Origin of the sequence: Aromatoleum tolulyticum, assembly GCF_900156155.1 — a bacterium.
Classification (GTDB): domain Bacteria; phylum Pseudomonadota; class Gammaproteobacteria; order Burkholderiales; family Rhodocyclaceae; genus Aromatoleum; species Aromatoleum tolulyticum.
On record NZ_FTMD01000018.1, the window covers coordinates 1 to 19,219 of the forward strand.

20 protein-coding genes and 1 pseudogene are annotated in these 19,219 nt (G+C 64.5%); 16 read left to right on the forward strand and 5 right to left on the reverse strand.

Annotated features, from left to right (window positions below):
* Both BW991_RS20485 and BW991_RS20490 read right to left on the reverse strand, forming a co-directional pair.
* A pseudogene (locus BW991_RS20485) lies at positions 1-342 on the reverse strand (helix-turn-helix domain-containing protein); the annotation flags it as partial.
* 118 nt (positions 343-460) lie between these two features.
* Positions 461-3,343 carry an Rne/Rng family ribonuclease gene (locus tag BW991_RS20490; protein WP_076603977.1) on the reverse strand — a complete coding sequence of 961 codons (2,883 nt, stop codon included), beginning with the start codon at positions 3,341-3,343 and terminating at the stop codon, positions 461-463.
* 378 nt (positions 3,344-3,721) lie between these two features.
* On the opposite strand from BW991_RS20490, the gene BW991_RS20495 reads away from it, so the two are divergent.
* Both BW991_RS20495 and BW991_RS20500 read left to right on the forward strand, forming a co-directional pair.
* Positions 3,722-4,681, forward strand: a complete 960-nt coding sequence (locus BW991_RS20495) for an RluA family pseudouridine synthase (protein ID WP_076603978.1) — start codon at positions 3,722-3,724, stop codon at positions 4,679-4,681.
* Positions 4,674-5,330, forward strand: a complete 657-nt coding sequence (locus BW991_RS20500) for an HAD-IA family hydrolase (protein ID WP_076603979.1) — start codon at positions 4,674-4,676, stop codon at positions 5,328-5,330. Before BW991_RS20495 ends, BW991_RS20500 begins: the two co-directional genes overlap by 8 nt.
* Before the next feature lie 12 nt (positions 5,331-5,342).
* On the opposite strand, the gene BW991_RS20505 is transcribed toward BW991_RS20500, so the two are convergent.
* Positions 5,343-6,062 (reverse strand): SAM-dependent methyltransferase, encoded by a 720-nt coding sequence (locus BW991_RS20505; protein ID WP_076603980.1) that lies wholly within the window; start codon positions 6,060-6,062, stop codon positions 5,343-5,345.
* Positions 6,059-6,634: a Maf family protein gene (locus BW991_RS20510; protein ID WP_076603981.1), complete on the reverse strand. Its 576-nt coding sequence runs from the start codon at positions 6,632-6,634 to the stop codon at positions 6,059-6,061. Before BW991_RS20510 ends, BW991_RS20505 begins: the two co-directional genes overlap by 4 nt.
* 135 nt (positions 6,635-6,769) lie before the next feature.
* Here BW991_RS20510 and BW991_RS20515 point away from each other — a divergent pair, with 135 nt between their 5' ends.
* From BW991_RS20515 to BW991_RS20555, 9 genes are all read left to right on the forward strand, one after another.
* The gene (locus BW991_RS20515) at positions 6,770-7,273 is read left to right on the forward strand and encodes a YceD family protein (protein WP_076603982.1); all 504 of its coding nucleotides are present in this window, start codon (positions 6,770-6,772) and stop codon (positions 7,271-7,273) included.
* A gap of 27 nt (positions 7,274-7,300) precedes the next feature.
* Complete coding sequence (gene rpmF, locus BW991_RS20520; RefSeq protein WP_076603983.1) at positions 7,301-7,480, forward strand: 50S ribosomal protein L32; 180 nt, start codon at positions 7,301-7,303, stop codon at positions 7,478-7,480.
* A gap of 86 nt (positions 7,481-7,566) precedes the next feature.
* Positions 7,567-8,580, forward strand: coding sequence for a phosphate acyltransferase PlsX (plsX, locus tag BW991_RS20525; protein ID WP_076603984.1), 1,014 nt, complete (start codon positions 7,567-7,569; stop codon positions 8,578-8,580).
* Positions 8,577-9,542 carry a beta-ketoacyl-ACP synthase III gene (locus tag BW991_RS20530; protein ID WP_076603985.1) on the forward strand — a complete coding sequence of 322 codons (966 nt, stop codon included), beginning with the start codon at positions 8,577-8,579 and terminating at the stop codon, positions 9,540-9,542. The genes plsX and BW991_RS20530 overlap by 4 nt, the downstream gene beginning before the upstream one ends.
* A 15-nt stretch (positions 9,543-9,557) precedes the next feature.
* On the forward strand, positions 9,558-10,487 hold the full coding sequence (gene fabD / locus BW991_RS20535; protein ID WP_076603986.1) for an ACP S-malonyltransferase: 930 nt from the start codon (positions 9,558-9,560) through the stop codon (positions 10,485-10,487).
* Between the two features lie 5 nt (positions 10,488-10,492).
* Positions 10,493-11,242: a 3-oxoacyl-ACP reductase FabG gene (gene fabG / locus BW991_RS20540; RefSeq protein ID WP_076603987.1), complete on the forward strand. Its 750-nt coding sequence runs from the start codon at positions 10,493-10,495 to the stop codon at positions 11,240-11,242.
* Between the two features lie 93 nt (positions 11,243-11,335).
* On the forward strand, positions 11,336-11,575 hold the full coding sequence (acpP, locus tag BW991_RS20545) for an acyl carrier protein (protein WP_004255952.1): 240 nt from the start codon (positions 11,336-11,338) through the stop codon (positions 11,573-11,575).
* Positions 11,576-11,596: 21 nt separating this feature from the next.
* Complete coding sequence (gene fabF, locus BW991_RS20550) at positions 11,597-12,835, forward strand: beta-ketoacyl-ACP synthase II (protein ID WP_076603988.1); 1,239 nt, start codon at positions 11,597-11,599, stop codon at positions 12,833-12,835.
* A 19-nt stretch (positions 12,836-12,854) separates the two neighbouring features.
* On the forward strand, positions 12,855-13,340 hold the full coding sequence (locus BW991_RS20555) for a protein YgfX (RefSeq protein ID WP_342068000.1): 486 nt from the start codon (positions 12,855-12,857) through the stop codon (positions 13,338-13,340).
* A 48-nt stretch (positions 13,341-13,388) separates the two neighbouring features.
* Here the strand turns inward: BW991_RS20555 and nadB are convergent, their stop codons facing one another.
* Positions 13,389-14,972, reverse strand: a complete 1,584-nt coding sequence (nadB, locus tag BW991_RS20560) for an L-aspartate oxidase (RefSeq protein ID WP_076604045.1) — start codon at positions 14,970-14,972, stop codon at positions 13,389-13,391.
* A 224-nt stretch (positions 14,973-15,196) separates the two neighbouring features.
* On the opposite strand from nadB, the gene rpoE reads away from it, so the two are divergent.
* From rpoE to BW991_RS20585, 5 genes are read left to right on the forward strand one after another with little or no spacing between them, the layout of a single operon-like run.
* A complete protein-coding gene (gene rpoE, locus BW991_RS20565) occupies positions 15,197-15,796 on the forward strand; it encodes an RNA polymerase sigma factor RpoE (RefSeq protein WP_050416433.1) in 600 nt (199 codons plus the stop codon).
* A gap of 9 nt (positions 15,797-15,805) precedes the next feature.
* On the forward strand, positions 15,806-16,360 hold the full coding sequence (locus tag BW991_RS20570; RefSeq protein ID WP_076603990.1) for a sigma-E factor negative regulatory protein: 555 nt from the start codon (positions 15,806-15,808) through the stop codon (positions 16,358-16,360).
* On the forward strand, positions 16,357-17,322 hold the full coding sequence (locus tag BW991_RS20575) for a MucB/RseB C-terminal domain-containing protein (RefSeq protein WP_076603991.1): 966 nt from the start codon (positions 16,357-16,359) through the stop codon (positions 17,320-17,322). The genes BW991_RS20570 and BW991_RS20575 overlap by 4 nt, the downstream gene beginning before the upstream one ends.
* Complete coding sequence (locus BW991_RS20580) at positions 17,319-17,792, forward strand: SoxR reducing system RseC family protein (RefSeq protein WP_076603992.1); 474 nt, start codon at positions 17,319-17,321, stop codon at positions 17,790-17,792. The genes BW991_RS20575 and BW991_RS20580 overlap by 4 nt, the downstream gene beginning before the upstream one ends.
* Positions 17,789-19,213 carry a Do family serine endopeptidase gene (locus BW991_RS20585; RefSeq protein WP_076603993.1) on the forward strand — a complete coding sequence of 475 codons (1,425 nt, stop codon included), beginning with the start codon at positions 17,789-17,791 and terminating at the stop codon, positions 19,211-19,213. Before BW991_RS20580 ends, BW991_RS20585 begins: the two co-directional genes overlap by 4 nt.
* Positions 19,214-19,219: the final 6 nt, after the last annotated feature.

Below are 19,219 nucleotides of genomic sequence, written 5' to 3' on the forward strand. Positions count from 1 at the left end.
CCCATAGTCCTTCTTCAGAACCTCGATCACCGCTTCAAAGAATTGGGATTTTTCCCGCGCTTCCTTGAGCTGGACCTCCAGTTCCTTGATCCGTTGCTCCGGCGTGAGCGTCTGGCTGTTCGGTGATTGGGCAGGGTCACTCATACGACCGTAGTGTGCCATCACACCCCAGCTCTGGCGACCGTGCTTGCGCAACCAGACCAGAACCGTCGACCGGCCTTGAATGCCGTAACGCTCCTGCGCCTGCTTGTAGGTCAGTTCGCCTTTTTCTACTTGCTCGACCACCGCCAGTTTAAAAGCCAGCGTGTAGTCCCGCTGTGTCCTCTTAATCCCCGTTTCCATCTGACTTCCCCTTTCTTTCCAGAAAAGGTGTCAACTTCTTTCAGGACGGGTCACAGCTGAAAGAAAAAGGGGCGCCCGGTGGGCGCCCCTTTTTTCTGCTTGCCGCAGCTGATCAGTGCTATTTGTGGGTTTCGACCTGCTGCAGCGGCTCGTCGGAAACCACCAGCGAAGGCCGCGGACGCCGGCCGAGCGGACGGGCAGGTGCCTCTTCGGCATGGACCTGGGCGAAAGCCTGGACCTTTTCGCGGCTCGTTTCGATCATGACGAGACCGCTCTCCGCCAGCGAGCTGCCGAGATCGATCGGTGCAGACGGCGCATGAGAGGCCTCCGGTACCTCGGCCGCGCTGGCCTGCTCGACCGCGACGACCGGGGCGGCCTCGGCTTCCGCCGGAGCAGGTTGCTCGGCTTCGGCTGACCCGGCTGCCGGCGCGACTGCGGGGGGCGCAGCGGCTTCCACTGCCGGCGCAACGACTTCCGCGGGCGCCTCCTCGGCTTGTGCCGTCGGCGCTGCTTCGATGGCCGCTATTTCCTCGACGATCGTTGCGGCATCGTCCACGGTGCCGGCGGGGGCTGCTGCCGCCATCGCACGAACGGGCATGGGCGCTTCCTCGACCTCAGCCGGAACCGCTTCGGCTGCGCTGGCGACGACGGGCAGCGGGGCCTCGGTTTCCGCAACAGTGATCGCCGCTTGGGCTGGCGCGGCAGTTGCGACTGCCGCCGCCTCGACCACTTGCGGGGCCGGTTCCGTCTGTGCGGCTTCGCCTGCGGTTACCGCTTCGATGGCCTCGGTGCCCGTTGCCGCTGCAGCCACGACTCCCTGGTCTTCACCCGGGCGCCGATCGCGGCGACCGCGGCTGCGGCGGCGGCGCTTCTCGGGCGTACCTTCTTCGCCCGTCGGTGCGCCTGCCTCGGTCACACCGGCTGCTGCGACGGTCTCCGCGATCTGCTGTTCGGCTGCATTCTCTACGGTCTCGACGGGCTTGGGCTGGCGCGGACCGCGCTGGCGGCGGCCTTCGCTGCGTTCCGCAGTTTCGGGGCGCTCTACGCGTTCGGTGCGTTCGGTGCGTTCCTGGCGTTCAGTCCGTTCGGGACGCTCGGCCCGTTCGGCGCGCTCCTGTCGCTGTTCGCTTCTGCCGCTGCTGCGGGCGCCTTGCGACGGCTCCTCGCGTTCGGTGCGCTGGCCTTCGCGGCGGTTGCGGTTGTTGCCGCCGCGGCGGTTATCCCCGCGCTCGCCGCGCGGACGCGCTTCGCGCTTGGGCTGTGCTTCTTCCACGGGTTGCGGAGCAGGGGACGACTTCTCACCGCGCAGCCACCCAAAGAGGCGCGCAATCAGGCCGGGCTGTGTGGCCGAGGGGGTGACAGGCTCGGACTTCGGCTCCACCACCGGTGCAGGCTGTGCAGGCGCGATGCCCTTCACCACGGCTTCGGCACGGGCCGGTTTTTTGTCGTCCTTCGTCGGCAGGCGCAGGTCGACTTCGGCAGGTTTGCCGACCAGCTGGTAGCTGGCGAGCGTCACTTCTTCCTGGTTCAGCTGGTCGTGGCGCAACCGGATGATCTCGTGGTGCGGCGTCTCGAGATGGCGGTTGGGGATGATGATCAGCTGGATCTTGTGCCGGTACTCGATGTGCGCGATGTCCGAACGCTTCTCGTTGAGGAGGAAGGTCGCGACATCCACCGGGACCTGCAGGTGCACTGCGCCGGTGTTTTCCTTCATCGCTTCCTCTTCGAGGATGCGCAGGATGTGCAGTGCGGACGATTCGGTGCTGCGGATGTGACCGGTGCCGTTGCATCGCGGACAGGGGATGTAGCTCGTTTCCGCAAGCGCGGGGCGCAGGCGCTGGCGCGAAAGCTCGAGCAGGCCGAAGCGGCTGATCTTGCCGGTCTGGACGCGTGCACGGTCGTGGCGCAGCGCGTCACGCAGGCGGTTCTCGACCTCGCGCTGATTCTTTTGCGACTCCATGTCGATGAAGTCGATGACGATCAGGCCGCCAAGGTCGCGTAGACGGAGCTGGCGTGCGATCTCTTCGGCCGCTTCGAGGTTGGTGCGGAAGGCCGTTTCCTCGATGTCCGCGCCCTTGGTCGAGCGGCCGGAGTTGACGTCGATCGAGACGAGGGCTTCGGTATGGTCGATCACGACCGCGCCGCCGCTGGGCAGGCCCACCTGGCGCGAGTAGGCGGACTCGATCTGGTGTTCGATCTGGAAGCGCGAGAACAGCGGCACGTCGTCGCTGTAACGCTTCACGCGATTGACGTTGGCCGGCATCACGTGGGCCATGAACTGAAGGGCCTGCTCGTACACGTCATCCGTGTCGATCAGGATTTCGCCGATGTCCGGCTGGAAGTAGTCGCGGATCGCGCGGATCACGAGGCTGCCTTCCTGATAGATCAGGAAAGCGCCCGACTGTGACTGTGCAGCGCCGTCGATCGCTCGCCACAGCTGCAACAGGTAGTTGAGATCCCACTGCAGTTCCTCGGCGCTGCGGCCGATCGCTGCGGTGCGCGCGATCAGGCTCATGCCCGGGGGAACTTCGAGCTGATCCATGACTTCGCGCAGTTCGCTGCGCTCGTCACCCTCGACGCGCCGCGAAACGCCACCCCCTCGGGGGTTGTTCGGCATCAGGACCAGATAGCGTCCCGCCAGTGAAATGTAGGTGGTAAGGGCCGCGCCCTTGTTGCCGCGCTCGTCCTTTTCGACCTGGACGATGAGTTCCTGGCCTTCCTTGAGCGCGTCCTGAATGCGCGCCTTGCCGGCATCGACGCCGGGCGCGAAGTAGGAGCGGGATATTTCCTTGAACGGCAGAAAACCATGCCGCTCGGAGCCGTAGTCAACGAACGCAGCTTCGAGACTGGGCTCGATACGCGTGATGACGGCCTTGTAGATATTGCTCTTGCGTTGTTCCTTGGCGGCCGATTCGATATCGAGGTCGATCAGTTTCTGACCATCCACGATTGCGACGCGCAGTTCCTCGGCCTGCGTCGCATTGAAAAGCATGCGCTTCATTGATTTCGTTCCCCCGCGCGAAACCCACGGGCAGGACGAACCGCGCGCACCATCGCGCTTGTTACGTGATCAGGAGCGGGTAGGTTCTTCTACTTTTTTCCGGTCGGTAATGGGCTGTGATGGGTCGGCTGGTCGATGTTCATGCATTCCCGCCTGGGGCCGGAACGCTTGATCCTGCGGGTGCGTTACGCGTCTTTGTTCAATCCAATGGATCGAAGATTGTCAATTGCGTTACCATCGATGCCTTTTTCGGCAACGACAGCACGTTGTGGTTGTCCGGGAGCTCTTCTGGGGCTCGTTGTCGACCGCTTTCCTCCGCATCGGTGCGAGAGGGGCGTCGATGAAACCGGGACTAACCGGCGGCAAGTATATTTCAGGATGATGGCACAAGGCAAAGCGACGACGGTCCGGCGCGAACGCGTCGATGATTCGGTCGCCGGTCAGCGGATAGACAATTACCTCATGCGCTTGTGCAAAGGGGTACCGAAAAGCCACGTCTATCGGATCCTGCGCAGCGGGGAAGTGCGCGTCAACGGCGGACGGGTCGGTCCGACCTACCGCCTCGCGCTCGGGGACGAGGTGCGGATTCCCCCCGTACGCGTCGCGGAATCGAACACGCCGGCGGTGGTGCCTGCGGGCAAGGCTCTGCCCGTCGTGTACGAGGATGATGCCCTCATGGTCGTCGACAAGCCCTCGGGGAAAGCCGTGCATGGTGGCAGCGGCGTGAGCTTCGGTGTCATCGAGCAATTGCGCAGCCAGCGGCCGGAAGCACGCATGCTCGAACTGGCGCATCGCATCGACCGTGAGACCTCGGGGCTCCTGATCATCGCGAAGAAGCGGTCGGCGCTGACCGCGCTGCACGACATGATGCGCGAGGGGCGCGTGGAGAAGTGCTATCTCACGCTGGTGCCCGGCAGGTGGGCCAACCCCTTGCAGCACGTGAAGGAGCCGCTGTTCAAGTACCTCACGCCCGAGGGGGAGCGGCGCGTGCGGGTGAGCGCTGACGGCAAGCAGGCGCATAGTGTCGTGCGGCTCGTGAAGCGCTGGCAGCGCTTCAGTCTGCTCGAGGTGGAACTCAAGACGGGTCGTACCCATCAGATCCGCGTCCATCTCGCTCACCTCGGCTTTCCGCTGTGCGGCGACGACAAGTACGGCGATTTCCCGCTCAACAAGGCGCTCGAGCAGGAGGGGCTGAGACGGATGTTCCTCCATGCAGCCCATCTCTCCTTCGTCCATCCGCTTACCGGGGAGCCGATCGTGCTGCAGTCGCCGCTTCCCGACGAGCTGCAGGGTTTCATCGATCACCTGGATGCAACAGAGTCTCGCAAGAATGGCTAAGCGCTTCGACCTCATCGTCTTCGACTGGGACGGAACCCTCATGGATTCGGCGGCGGCGATCGTAAGCGCGATCATGGCGGCGTCACGAGACCTCAATCTGCCGGAGCCGTCCGAGGCGCGCGCTCGCCACGTCATCGGACTGGGGCTGGCCGACGCGCTGCGCCATGCCGTGCCGGATTTGCCCGAGGCCGACTATCCCCGCATGGTCGAGCGCTATCGTTACCATTACCTGGCGCGGGATCAAGAGCTGTCGTTGTTTCCGGGTGCGTACGAAATGGTCGAGGAGCTTTCCGCGGCGGGGCGGATGCTGGCTGTCGCAACCGGAAAGAGCAGGCTGGGCCTCAATCGCGCGCTCGAACTCAGCGGGCTGGGGCCGTTCTTTCACGCCACCAGGTGCGCGGACGAATGTTTCTCCAAGCCGCACCCGGCGATGCTGGAGGAAATCATGGACGAGCTCGGCGTCACTCGGGAGCGCACGCTGATGGTCGGTGACACGACGCACGACCTTCAGATGGCGAGGAATGCGGGGGTGGCCGGGCTTGGCGTGACCTTCGGGGCGCATCCGCGGGAGGCGCTGGAGGGCGAGGAGGTCGTCGGGCTTCTCGATTCGCCCGCCGAGCTTGTCCTGTGGCTGCGCAAGTACGCCTGACCGCGGGAGGGGTCAGCTCGCGAGCAACAGGAAGAGCGTGGGGCGTCTGGCCAGCTCGGGCCTGGGCTTCCGGCGCCAGTCGGCAATGCTCGCGCTGTGCACCCATTCGCTGTCCGTCGTCAGTTCGCGCGCGACGCATAGCCGCGTCGCCGGACGGCAATTCGCCAGCAGGGCGTCGAAGAGGCGTTCGTTGCGGTAGGGGGTTTCGATGAAGATCTGCGTACGCTGCAGGCGGCGCGATTCGTCCTCGAGTTGCCGGATGCGCCCGTCCCGTTCCGATTCGGAAACGGGCAGATAGCCGTTGAAGGCAAAGCTCTGGCCGTTAAGGCCGGACGCCATCAGGGCCAGCAGAATCGACGACGGGCCGACCAGCGGTCGCACCTCTATGTCCAGTGCGTGCGCGCGAGCCACCAGTCTTGCTCCTGGATCCGCGACCGCCGGGCAGCCGGCTTCCGACATCAGGCCGATATCGTGGCCCTGAAGTGCCGGGGCCAGCAGGGCATCGAGTGCGGCCGGGGCATCTTTCTCCGGCAAGACCTGGATGTCGATATCGCGCAACGGGCCCGGGTGTTCGAGGCGCTTGAGTTCCGTCCGTGCCGTCTTTGCGTTTTCGACGACAAAGTGGCGGAGCCGGCGGGCGACCGCCTGTACCTCGTGCGGGAGTATGTGCGAGCACACCGTGTCGCCGAGGCTCACCGGTACGAGAAACAGGGCCCCGCGTCGTGCGCTCATGGGAGCTGCATGCCTTCGGCGCGCAAGAGGCGCGACAGCGCGATGAGCGGCAGGCCGATCAGCGCTGTCGGGTCGTCGCCGGAGAGCGACTCCAGGAGTGTGATGCCGAGACCTTCCGACTTCGCGCTGCCGGCGCAGTCGAGGGGGCGTTCCTTGTCTACGTAGCGCCGGATCTCGTCATCGTCGAGATTGCGGAAGCGCACGAAGGTCGGGACGTTTTCGCTGCGGACATGTCCGTTGCGGGTGTTGACGACCGCGAGTGCAGTGTGGAACGTGACCGTCTGTCCGCTCATGCGGCGCAATTGGGCGACGGCTCGCTCGACGGTGCCCGGCTTGCCGAACACTTCGTCGCCGATGTGCGCGACCTGATCGCTGCCGATCACGAGGGTGTCGGGGTGATTGAGTGCCACCGCCTGCGCTTTCTCGATTGCGAGGCGATTTGCGGTCGCGGGCGGTGTCTCGCCGGGCAGGGGGGTTTCGTCAACCTTCGGGCTGGCGGTCTCGAACGGGGTCTGGAGGCGTTCGAGGAGCATGCGGCGATAGGTGGAGGTCGAGGCGAGTACGAGTTTCATGGTCGAAGGGGGGTGCGAACGGCGGCCGGGCGATGCGGGTGAGGCTTGTGCAGCCTCGCCGGTAGCGCAAATCCTTGAAAATAGGCGTTTCAGGGTTTTGACAGGGGAAGCCGAAAATAATATCATGCGCCTCTTATGTCGCAACGCCGTGTTCTTCCGGATCCTTTCAAGTTTGCAGCCGAAGGCCATAGCCTGAGCGGGGTCATTCCGCTGACGCAATTGCCGCGACTCGGCGACATGCTGCTGGATAAGGCCGGTAGCGTGCAGTTCAGTCTGGTCGGCGAGATGGGGATGGACCGCAGGCCGCGCATGCATCTCGCCATTTCGGGTGAGTTGCAGGTGCGTTGCCAGCGCTGCCTTGGTTCCATGGTTTGGCCGGTGGACGTGGACGCGCTGTTCGAACTGGTCAGGCCCGGTCAGCCGATCGCGGATGACGAACTGGAAGAAGACGAGTTCGATGCAATTGAAGCGACGTCGGACATGGATGTGACGGCGTTGGTCGAGGATGAGATCGTGCTGACGGTGCCAATTGCGCCTCGGCATGAAAAGTGTGAGGCGCCCCGCCCCGATGGTGGCGCCGTAAAGGAATCGCCTTTCGCGTCGCTTGAGAAGTTGCGCAAGACCGACGGCGCGGAATAGGCGCGATATTTGTACTAGGAGTTTTTCATGGCCGTTCAGCAGAACAAAAAATCCCCCTCCAAGCGTGGCATGCATCGTGCCCACGACTTCCTGACCAATCCGCCGCTCGCTGTCGAAGCGACCACCGGCGAAGTTCACCTGCGTCACCACATCAGCCCGAGCGGTGTGTATCGCGGCAAGAAAGTCGTCAAGATCAAGGGCGAATAAGTCCTGTCTTTCAAGGCGGCGCGGCGCTTAGGGCGTCTGCGCCGTTTTTTCATCCCGAGTCCCTGTTCGAGGTGCACGAAAGCTCCATGGGTGTCACCGTTGCGATAGATTGCATGGGCGGCGATCATGGTCCGTCCGTGACGGTGCCGGCCGCGCGGGCCTTCCTGCGCAACCATCCCGAGGCCAAGGTCATTCTGGTCGGGCGCCAGGACGCGCTCGATCAGGCCGTGGCGGCCATCGGCAATGGTTTCGGTGATCGTCTGTCGGTCCGTGCGGCGTCCGAGGTCGTCGAGATGGACGATCCGCCGGCGATCGCCATGCGCACGAAGAAGGATTCCTCGATGCGCGTCGCGGTCGACCTGGTGAAGGCCGGCACGGCCCAGGCGGCAGTGTCCGCGGGCAATACCGGCGCGCTGATGGCGATCTCGCGTTTTGTTCTGAAGACGCTCGACGGCATCGACCGGCCTGCGATCGCGACAATCCTGCCCACGCGGAAGGGGCAGGTGTATGTGCTCGACCTCGGCGCCAACGTCGATTGCGAGCCCGAGCACCTGCTCCAGTTCGGCATCATGGGGGCAATGCTCGTGTCCGCGGTCGAGCACGTCGATCGCCCGTCGGTAGGACTGCTCAACATCGGCGAAGAGGCGATCAAGGGTAACGATGTCGTGAAGCGCGCCGGCGAACTGCTGCGCGGCAGCGGCCTGAACTTCTACGGCAACGTGGAAGGCGACGACATCTACAAGGGTACGACCGATGTTGTTGTGTGCGACGGGTTTGTCGGCAACGTGGCGTTGAAGACGTCCGAGGGGCTTGCGCAGATGCTTGCGGCCTTCCTCAAGGAGGAATTCAGCCGCAGCCTGCTGACCAAGGCCATGGCGGTAGTTGCGATGCCCGCGCTCAAGCGTTTCAAGAGCCGCGTCGATCATCGTCGCTACAACGGTGCGGCCTTGGTCGGGCTGCGTGGTGTCGTGGTCAAGAGCCACGGATCTGCCGACGTGTATGCGTTCGAGCAGGCCATTCACCGAGCCGCCGAGGCCGCGTCGAATCGCCTTGTCGAGCGCATCAGCGAGCGCATGGCGGCAATGGGGAGAGCAGCATGATCTATGCACGAATCGCCGGCACGGGAAGTTTCCTGCCGGGTGAGCCGGTCAGTAACGACGATCTCGTCGCGCGCGGCATCGATACGTCGGACGAATGGATCGTCGAGCGTACGGGCATTCGCACCCGTCACCTCGCGGCAAGCGACGTCACGTCGAGCGATCTCGCGTGCGAGGCGAGCCGTCGCGCCATCGCGGCCGCCGGGCTGCAGCCGGAAGACATCGATCTCGTCATCGTCGCGACCTCCACGCCGGACTGTATCTTCCCGAGTACCGCAACCCTGCTGCAGGCCAAGCTCGGGATGCGCAACGGTGCCGCCGCGTTCGATGTGCAGGCCGTGTGCACCGGCTTCGTCTACGGACTGACGATCGCCGAGAAATTTATCCGCTCCGGCAGTCACAAGCGCGCGCTGGTGGTTGGTGCCGAAGTGTTCTCGCGCATCCTCGACTGGTCCGATCGCGGAACCTGCGTGCTGTTCGGCGATGGGGCGGGCGCGGTCGTGCTCGAGGCGTCCGATGTGCCGGGTATCCTGGCGACCGCACTGCACGCGGACGGCAGCCATCACCCCATCCTGTGCGTGCCTGGCGCGGTGGCCTCGGGCCAGGTGATCGGAGACCCCTTCCTGCGCATGGACGGTCAGGCGGTATTCAAGTTTGCGGTCAAGGTGCTGGGCGAGGTCGCGCACGAGGTGCTCGCCGACGCCCGAGTGGAGTCTGAGACGGTCGACTGGCTGATCCCGCATCAGGCCAACATCCGCATCATCCAGGCGACCGCGAAGCGGCTCGGCGTGCCGATGGACAAGGTGATCGCGACGGTCGATCGGCATGGCAACACCTCGGCGGCATCGATCCCGCTTGCCCTCGATCTGGCTGTGCGCGACGGGCGTATCCGGACGGGCCAGCGGATCATCGTCGAAGGCGTCGGCGGCGGTTTCACGTGGGGCGCCGCGCTGCTCCAATTCTGAGACAGGACAAGAACAATGGCTTTTGCTCTGGTGTTCCCGGGACAGGGGTCCCAATCCGTCGGAATGATGGCGGGCTACGGCGACCGCGCCGAGATCCGCGATACCTTCACCGAGGCATCCGATGCGCTCGGCGAGGATCTCTGGCAGATGGTCAATGATGGGCCTGCCGAGCGACTCGCGCTGACCGTCAATACCCAGCCCCTGATGCTCACGGCCGGTGTGGCCGCATATCGCGCGTGGCTTGCCGCGGGTGGTCCCAAGCCGCAGCTGGTTGCGGGTCACAGTCTCGGTGAGTATTCCGCGCTCGTCGCTGCCGGTGCGATGGCCTTCGCTGATGCTGTTCCGCTCGTGCGTTTCCGTGCGCAGGCGATGCAGGAGGCCGTTCCTGCCGGTGAAGGCGGCATGGCCGCGCTGCTCGGTCTGGAAGTCGAAGCCGTTCGCGAAGCCTGCGCCGAAGCGGCTCAGGGCGAAGTTGTCGAGGCTGCGAACCTGAACGCCCCCGGCCAGATCGTGATTGCCGGAGCCAAGGGCGCGGTCGAGCGCGCGATCGAGGCGGCGAAGGCACGCGGCGCCAAGCGCGCGATGCTGCTGCCGGTGAGCGCCCCGTTCCACTGTGCGCTGATGAAGCCGGCGGCGGAGCGCCTCGCCGAGCGACTCGCCTCGGTGGCGATCGGCAAGCCGGAAATTGCCGTGATCAACAATGTGGACGTTGCCGTATACGACGATCCCGCGAGGATCCGCGACGCTCTCGTGCGCCAGGCCTTCTCTCCGGTACGCTGGATCGAGCTGGTGCAGGAGATGGCGCGCCGCGGCATGGGGCACGTCCTTGAGTGCGGACCGGGCAAGGTCCTCGCGGGCATGACGAAGCGGATTGCGGGCGACGTGCAGGGCGGCTCGATTCACGACGCGGCGAGTCTCGAACAATCCATTGCGGTCTTGAGGTAATTCAAATGAGTTTTTCGCTCGAACGGCAGGTGGCCCTCGTGACCGGTGCGTCCCGCGGGATCGGACGCGCCGTGGCGCTCGAACTGGGCCGGCTGGGCGCGACCGTCGTTGGCACTGCAACTTCGGAGGCGGGGGCCGCCGATATCGAACATGGCCTGCAAGAAGCGGGCATCAAGGGTTGCGGGATGGCGCTCAACGTCACCGACGCGGCCGCGTGCGAAGCGGCCATCGGCGAAATCGAGAAGCGCTTCGGCGCCGTCGGCATCCTCGTGAATAATGCCGGCATCACGCGCGACAACCTCGCAATGCGCATGAAGGACGATGAGTGGGATGCCGTCATCGACACCAACCTGAAAGCGGTGTTCCGCATGTCGCGGCTGGTCATGCGCGGCATGATGAAGGCTCGTGGCGGCCGCATCATCAACGTCACATCCGTGGTCGGTAGCGCCGGCAACCCGGGGCAGGCGAACTATGCAGCGGCAAAGGCCGGTGTCGCCGGCATGAGCCGTGCGCTGGCGCGCGAGCTGGGTAGCCGCAACATCACGGTGAACTGCGTGGCTCCGGGCTTTATCGACACGGACATGACCCGTGCCCTGCCGGAATCGGCCCGCGACGCGCTGCTGGGCAACATTGCGCTCGGCCGGCTCGGACGTCCCGAAGAAATCGCCGGAGCGGTGGCCTTCCTGGCCTCGCCCGCTGCCGCCTACGTTACGGGCACGACCCTGCACGTGAATGGCGGTATGTACATGTCGTAATCGCCGGCGGCGATAGCGGTTCTCATCCTTTTTGGTAGAATACGCCGGCTTTTTTTCTTACATATCTGGATCATTCTGGGAAGGAGTTAGTTCATGGAGAACATCGAGCAGCGCGTCAAGAAAATTGTCGCCGAACAACTTGGTGTGAACGAGTCGGAAATCAAGATCGAGTCCTCGTTCGTCGACGATCTGGGCGCGGATTCGCTGGATACCGTGGAACTGGTCATGGCCCTCGAGGAAGAGTTCGAGTGCGAAATCCCGGACGAGGAAGCTGAGAAGATCACCACGGTTCAGCAGGCGATTGACTACGTCAACGCCCACCTGAAGAAGTAAGACTGATTACCGGAGCGAACATTGACCCGTCGCAGAGTCGTCATTACCGGCCTGGGCATCATTTCCCCGGTCGGGAATACCGTTCCGGAGGCCTGGGACAACATTGTCAACGGCCGCTCCGGTATCGGCGAGATCACGCGCTTCGATACCACGAACTTCCCGGTGAAGATCGCCGGTGAGGTGAAGGGTTTCGATATCGGCACGTATCTCTCGCCGAAAGAGGCCCGTCGTATGGATGTGTTCATCCATTACGGCATGGCCGCCGGCATCCAGGCGTTCCAGGACGCCGGACTGCAGGTTACCGCCGAGAACGCCGAGCGCATCGGCGTAAATCTGGGCTCGGGTATCGGCGGTCTGCCGATGATCGAATCCACCCACGACGATTACCTGAAGGGGGGGGCGCGCAAGATTTCCCCGTTCTTCATTCCCGGAACGATCATCAACATGATCGCGGGCAACCTGTCGATCATGTTCGGCCTGAAGGGGCCTTGCCTGGCGATGGTCACCGCCTGTACGACCGCTACGCACTGCATCGGCGAAGCCGCGCGTCTCATCCAGTACGGCGACGCAGACGTGATGATCGCCGGCGGCGCCGAGTCGACCGTGACGCCGCTGGCCGTCGGTGGTTTCGCCTCCGCCCGTGCGCTTTCCACGCGCAACGACGATCCGCAGACGGCGAGCCGTCCGTGGGACAAGGGGCGCGACGGTTTCGTGCTGGGCGAGGGCGCCGGCGTGCTGGTGCTCGAAGAATACGAGCACGCGAAGGCGCGTGGCGCGAAGATCTATGCCGAAGTCGTCGGTTACGGCATGAGCGCCGACGCCTACCACATGACCGCTCCGTGCGAGGATGGCAACGGTGCGGCGCGCTGCATGACGAATGCGATGCGCGATGCAGGCATGGCGCTTGACGAGGTCGACTACATCAATGCCCACGGCACGTCGACGCCGCTCGGCGACCTCGCGGAAACGACGGCGGTCAAGCGCTGCTTCGGCGACCGCGCGAAGTCGATTGCGGTGAATTCGACCAAGTCGATGACTGGTCACCTGCTGGGCGCAGCGGGAGGCGTCGAGGCGGTGTTTACAACGCTCGCGATCCATAATCAGATCGCTCCGCCGACGATCAACATCTTCGAACAGGACGAAGGTTGCGATCTCGACTACGTTGCGAACAAGGCAAGGCCGATGGAAATCCGCGCCGCGCTGTCGAACTCGTTCGGCTTTGGCGGCACGAACGGAACCATCGCGTTTCGCCGCGTCTGAGTTGCAGGTGCGGTAGCCCGTGCGCTACCCGCTTGAAATCGGACTCCGCCCGTCGAGGCTGATGTTCCTGATGAACGCCGCGATCCACGCGATCGCGGCGTTTGCATTTCTGCGCTCGTCCTTCCCTCTGCCATTCGTCATCGTCATCGTTGCAGGGCTGGCATTCTCACTGCGCTCGGCGATCCGCGCCGAAAGAGCGAAGGCGGGCGTGTGTCTGGTGCTGCAGGATAATGGCGAACTGTACGTTGATCCGGATGGCCGCGGGCGCCGAACGGTGTATGCGGTGGCCGAACCGGGGTGTGTCGATTTCGGTTGGGCCGTTTGGATTCACTGGCGCGGTACGCGGGTCCGACGTTCGTCTCGCCTGCCGATCGTCGGAGCGCTGATGCTCGTAAGAGGGAATGTCGGTGGCGACGAGTGGCGGGGTATGAAGGTCTGGCTCAGACACAAGGTCGGCGCCGCCCGGTCGGACGCCGCCGGGGACGACGCACCCGCGCAGCGCTGATCCAGCAGGGGGCGAATCGGGCCCTGCCGGAGGGCGCGTCGCCGCTCCTCAGCGCCGGTGCGGTCTCAGAACCGTGGGGCGTGCCACCGACAGCGTGTCCGGGTAATCGCGCGAGCTGTGCAGGCCGCGGCTTTCCTTGCGGCGCAGGGCGCAGCGCACGATCAGGTCGGCAGTGACCACGAGGTTGCGCAGTTCGATCAGATCGTTGCTGACGCGGAAGTGCGAATAGAACTCGTTGATTTCGCGCGCGAGCAGGCGGATGCGGTGCTGCGCGCGCTGCAGGCGCTTGGTTGTGCGTACGATGCCGACATAGTCCCACATGAAGCGCCGCAATTCCGCCCAGTTGTGCGAAATCACGACTTCTTCGTCGGCGTCGGTCACGCGACTCTCGTCCCAGTCCGGAAGTCGGGGCAGGGTGCGGCGCGGTTGGGAAAGGATATCGTTCGCCGCCGCTTCGCCGAAAACCAGGCACTCGAGGAGCGAGTTGCTGGCGAGGCGGTTGGCGCCATGAAGGCCCGTGTACGCAGATTCGCCGACGGAGTAGAGGCCCGGTACGTCGGTGCGGGCGGCGAGATCGGTGACGATGCCCCCGCAGGTGTAGTGAGCTGCGGGTACGACGGGAATCCCCTCGCGGGTGATGTCGATCCCCAGTTCGAGGCAGCGTGCGTGAATATTGGGAAAATGCTCGCGCAACCAATCGGCCGGCTTGTGGCTGATATCGAGATAGACGCAGTCGATACCGTGTCTCTTCATCTCGAAGTCGATCGCGCGGGCGACGATGTCGCGCGGAGCCAATTCCGCGCGGGCATCGTGCGCCGGCATGAATCGGGTCCCGTCGGGCAGCTTCAGCAGCCCGCCTTCACCGCGCACGGCTTCCGAAATCAGGAAGGATTTCGCTTGCGGGTGATACAGGCAGGTCGGGTGGAACTGGATGAATTCCATGTTCGCCACGCGACAACCGGCCCGCCATGCCATGGCGATACCGTCGCCGGTCGCGACGCTCGGGTTGGTCGTATACAGATAGACCTTGCCCGCTCCGCCGGTCGCAATGACGGTATTGCGGGCGCCGATCGTCTCGACGCGGTCATTGGCGATGTCCAGCACATATGCGCCGAGGCAGCCCTGGTCGGGCTGGCCCAGCTTGTCGCCGAGGATCAGGTCGACCGCGATGTGGTTTTCGAGGATGTCGATGTTGGGATGCTTGCTGACCTGTTCGGTCAACGTTGCCTGCACCGCTGCGCCGGTGGCGTCCGCTGCGTGAATGATGCGCCGGTGCGAGTGGCCGCCTTCGCGGGTGAGGTGGTATCCGAGGCTCGACTGGTCTTCGCGAGTGAAGGGGACGCCGCGCCCGATCAGCCATTCGATCGCGGTCTTGCCGTGTTCGACGACGAAGCGCGTGGCCTTCGGGTCGCACAGTCCGCCGCCCGCGACGTAGGTGTCCTGGATATGGGCTTCGATGCTGTCGGAGGTGTCGAGGACTGCGGCGATGCCGCCCTGTGCCCAGGCGCTGGCACTGTCGGAAATCGCGCGCTTGGTGACGAGGGCGACGCGAAGGTGGTCTGCGAGACGCAGCGCGATGGACTGCCCCGCGGCGCCGCTGCCGAGGATGAGTACGTCGTATTGTTTTGACAAGATCGTATGTGCCAAGGATCGACCGATTCATGAACTATATCACGTTCGGTATGCCGGTCCGGGACGTCGGGCCGTACACCGTAGGCGGGCGCCGGAAAACCCCATTGCGGTCTGAACTATTTCAAGGCGTGTCGGTCTTCTGTTTAGCTTCGAACTTTGCCGGAGACGGGGTGGGGTCGCTATACTGGCGCGGATTTTGCCCAACATAGAGAAACGACCCGCCCATGAGCGATCGCGAGATAGATCAGCAGCTTGTCGAGCGCGTGCAGCGCGGTGACAAGCAGGCTTTCGGCTTGCTGGTAGCAAAGTACCAACGCAAGCTGCACAGGCTGCTGTCCCGCTTGATCCGCGATTCGGCAGAGGTCGAGGACGTGGCCCAGGAAACGTTCATCAAGGCGTACCGCGCCTTGGGTTCGTTTCGTGGCGATAGTGCTTTTTACACGTGGTTGTACCGTATCGGGATCAATACCGCTAAGAACTATCTGGTTTCGCAAGGCCGCAGGGCGCCCACCTCGACGGGATTCGATTCCGAAGAGGCGGAGACCTTCGAGGAAGGCGAGCAATTGCGCGACATCAATACGCCGGAACGGCTGATGATGACGCGGCAGATCGGCGAGACGGTCGATCAGGCAATGGAGGCGCTGCCTGAGGAGTTGCGTACGGCGATCATGCTCAGGGAACTGGAGGGTCTGAGCTACGAGGAAATTGCCAGCATCATGGATTGTCCGATCGGAACGGTGCGTTCGCGAATCTTTCGCGCACGCGAGGCAATTGCTGAAAGACTGCGGCCGCTGCTGGATACGGCACCTGATAAACGTTGGTAGGTGGTACTCATGAAGGACAGATTGTCGGCACTTCTGGATGGTGATCTCGATGAGCAGTCGGCGCATCCGGTGTTCGAGTCGATGCGGCGCGAGCCGTCATTGCGCACCGACTGGGAGGCATACTGCCTGATCGGCGACGTGCTCCGTGGAGACCGTGACGGGAACGCCGGTTTTGTCGGGCGCGTCATGGCGAATCTCGACGAGGAGCCCACCTTGCTCGCGCCTCCCCGGTACGCCGCTGCGGAGGGAGGGCGGTTGTGGCGGTCCCTGATGCCGCTGGCGGCCTCCGTGATGGGCGTGGCCGCCGTGGGGTGGGTTGCGCATACCTTGTACAGCGATCAGGGGCAGGGTGCCGGCAGCCCCGTTGCCGTCGCGCGATCGTCAGTTGCAGTGGCGGCGCATACAACGGTACGTCCGGTTGCGGTTACGCCGACGCCGGTTGCGGTGGATCCGACCCGCGAATATGTCTTCGTTCATCAGGCGATGTCCGGCGGCGGGCCCATATCAGGTGTGATCCAGCACGTGCGTACCGTTTCCGATGTCGGGCAGGACAGTGGTCGATGAGGCGGATGTCGGCTGTTTTGGCGGTCTGCGCGGCATTGATGCAGGCGCCGGCCATTGCGGAGTCTCCGAGTGATCCACTGTCCTGGCTCGGACGAATGGCGACTGCGGGCCAGCGCCTGAATTACTCCGGTACTTTCATCTATCAGTCGGGAAAGAATTTCGAGACGTCGCGCATCGCGCACATGAGCGATGCGAATGGCGAACACGAACGCCTCGAAGTGCTCGACGGCAGTCCGCGCGAGGTGATCCGCAGCAACAACGAAGTGCGTTGCGTGCTGCCGGACCAGAAGACCGTCATCATCGACCGCCCGGGTACCCGACGTGCATTCCCTTCGCGACTGCCGGTGGCATTCGGCGGCCTTGCGGAAAATTATCGTATCCGCAAGGGCAGCGTGGGTCGGGTGGCGGGTCTTGATGCGCAGCAGATCATCCTCGAGCCGAAAGACGACCTGCGCTTCGGTTACCAGCTGTGGGCGGAACTGCAGTCGGGCCTCCTGCTCAAGGCACGCACCGTTGACGATCGCGGCGAGATCGTCGAGCAATTCACCTTCAGCGATGTCAGGATAGGCGGCGAGATCGGCAGCGATGCATTCCGCCCGCGCATTACGAAGAGCAGCGACTGGCGGATTGTCCAGGCCAATGGCGTCGAAGTGCGCAAGGAGGAAAGCGGTTGGGCGCTGAACGCGCCGCTGGCTGGATTTTCCCTCGTGTCGGTGATGCGCAGGCCCCTCGGTCGCGATCGGGGCGAGGCGCTGCACATGGTGTACAGCGACGGACTCGCTTCGATCTCGGTGTTCATCGAGCCGAACGATGGGGCACGCGTAGAACCCGGGCCGCTTGCGAGTGGCGCGATCAACATCTACAAGCGTGTCGTGGGCCCGTATCTCGTGACGGCTCTGGGCGAGGTGCCCTTGCGTTCGGTACAGCGCCTGGGTGACGCGATCGAGCCGGTGGCGCGATGAACGAAGCGCAGGGCGTGGTAGAGCGGGTCGACGGTGCGCGCGCGTGGGTTCGCCTGACCGAGCGGGCGGGGGGCTGCGGACGCTGCGACGAGCCGGGCGGATGCCGCTCGACGGGCCTCGCGTATGCGTTGAAGGCGCCTGAGGAAGTGTTTGCGGTTCCGAATCCTTTCGATGTTCGGCCGGGCGAGCTGGTGCGCCTGCGGATGCGCGACGGTGCGCCGTTGCGGGGCGCGCTGCTGGGTTACGGCCTGTCCGTCGGGCTGCTGCTGATTGGTGCCGCGCTCGGCAGCGCACTCGCCGACCCCGGTGCGCAGGACCCGAGCACCGCGGTGGGGGGGCTTGTCGGACTTGCGGTCGCGCTCGGGATCAATCGCGCGGTCTTCCGCAGCCGGACCGTGCGTCGCGGATTCGAGATCGAGATGGTGCGCGGGAGCGCCGAATGTGGTGTGGCGGGGGCGCAGCAGGAATGAACGTCGGGCGTCTGCTGCGCGCACTTGTCTTTGCGCTGTCCTGCGTATTTGCAGCCTCTGCCGCGTGTGCCGCGGGCAGCCTGATTGCCTTGCCCGATTTCACGCAGCTCGTGCAGCGGCATGGTGCGGCTGTCGTGAACATCAGCGCGGCGCAGGCGGGGAAGGGCGCCGGGCCGGGGTTCCCGGGGCTTGCGCCGGACGATCCGATGTTCGATTTCTTCCGGCGCTTCATTCCGCGCAAGCCCGAACATCCCCGCATCGATCCCGACAACAAGTCGCTGGGTTCCGGCTTCATCGTGAGTGCGGACGGCTATATCCTGACCAACGCACACGTCATCGAAGGGGCGGAGGAGATCATCGTCCGCCTGGTCGACAAACGCGAGTTCCGCGCGCGCGTGGTGGGGGCGGATGCGCGGTCCGATGTGGCGCTGATCAAGATCGACGCGACCGATCTGCCGCGTCTGGCGATCGGGGACCCGGACAAGCTGCAGGTTGGGGAGTGGGTGGTTGCGATCGGATCGCCCTTCGGTTTCGACCATTCGGTGACGGCCGGCATCGTCAGCGCGAAGGGGCGCAGCCTGCCGGACGAGAATTTCGTGCCCTTCATCCAGACGGACGTCGCGATCAACCCCGGCAATTCGGGTGGGCCGCTGTTCAACCTCAAGGGTGAGGTGGTCGGCATCAATTCGCAGATCTACAGCCAGACCGGCGGTTTCATGGGGCTGTCGTTCGCGATCCCGATCAACCTCGCCATGGAGATCCAGGGGCAGCTCAAGTCCAGCGGCCGCGTGCAGCGCGGGCGTATTGGTGTCGCCATCCAGGAAGTGACGCGCGCGCTCGCGGAGACCTTTGCATTGCCGCGTGCGGAAGGGGCGCTCGTGAGCGCCGTCGAGCCGGGTGGTCCGGCGGCGAAGGCGGGCATCGAGCAGGGCGACGTGATCGTGCGTTTCGCCGGCAAGGCGGTCGAAGAGTCAAGCGATCTGCCCCGGATCGTGTCCACGAGCCGTCCCGGATCCCAGGTCAACCTGGCGCTGTACCGGGCGGGCGCACTACGCGAGATCAATATCGTGGTCGGCGAATGGACGGACGAAGGCGGTTCGCGCGCGCGCCGAAGCGAGCGCGTGCAGCCGGCGCCCAACAAGCTCGGCCTCGTGCTCGCACTGCCGACCCCGGCGCAGAAACGCGAGCGCAACGTGGAGCACGGGCTGGTCATCGAACGGGTGCAGGGCGCCGCGGCGCGCGCCGACCTGCAGGTGGGCGACATCGTGCTCGCAATCGTGTCCGGTGGGCGCCAGATCGCGCTGAAGTCGGTGGATGGCTTTGCTCGCCAGGCTGCGGAGGTCAAGGACGGCCAGTTGGTGACCTTGCTGGTGCACCGCGGGTCCGGAACGAGCTACGTGACCCTGAGGGCGGGGGATTGAGCGTGG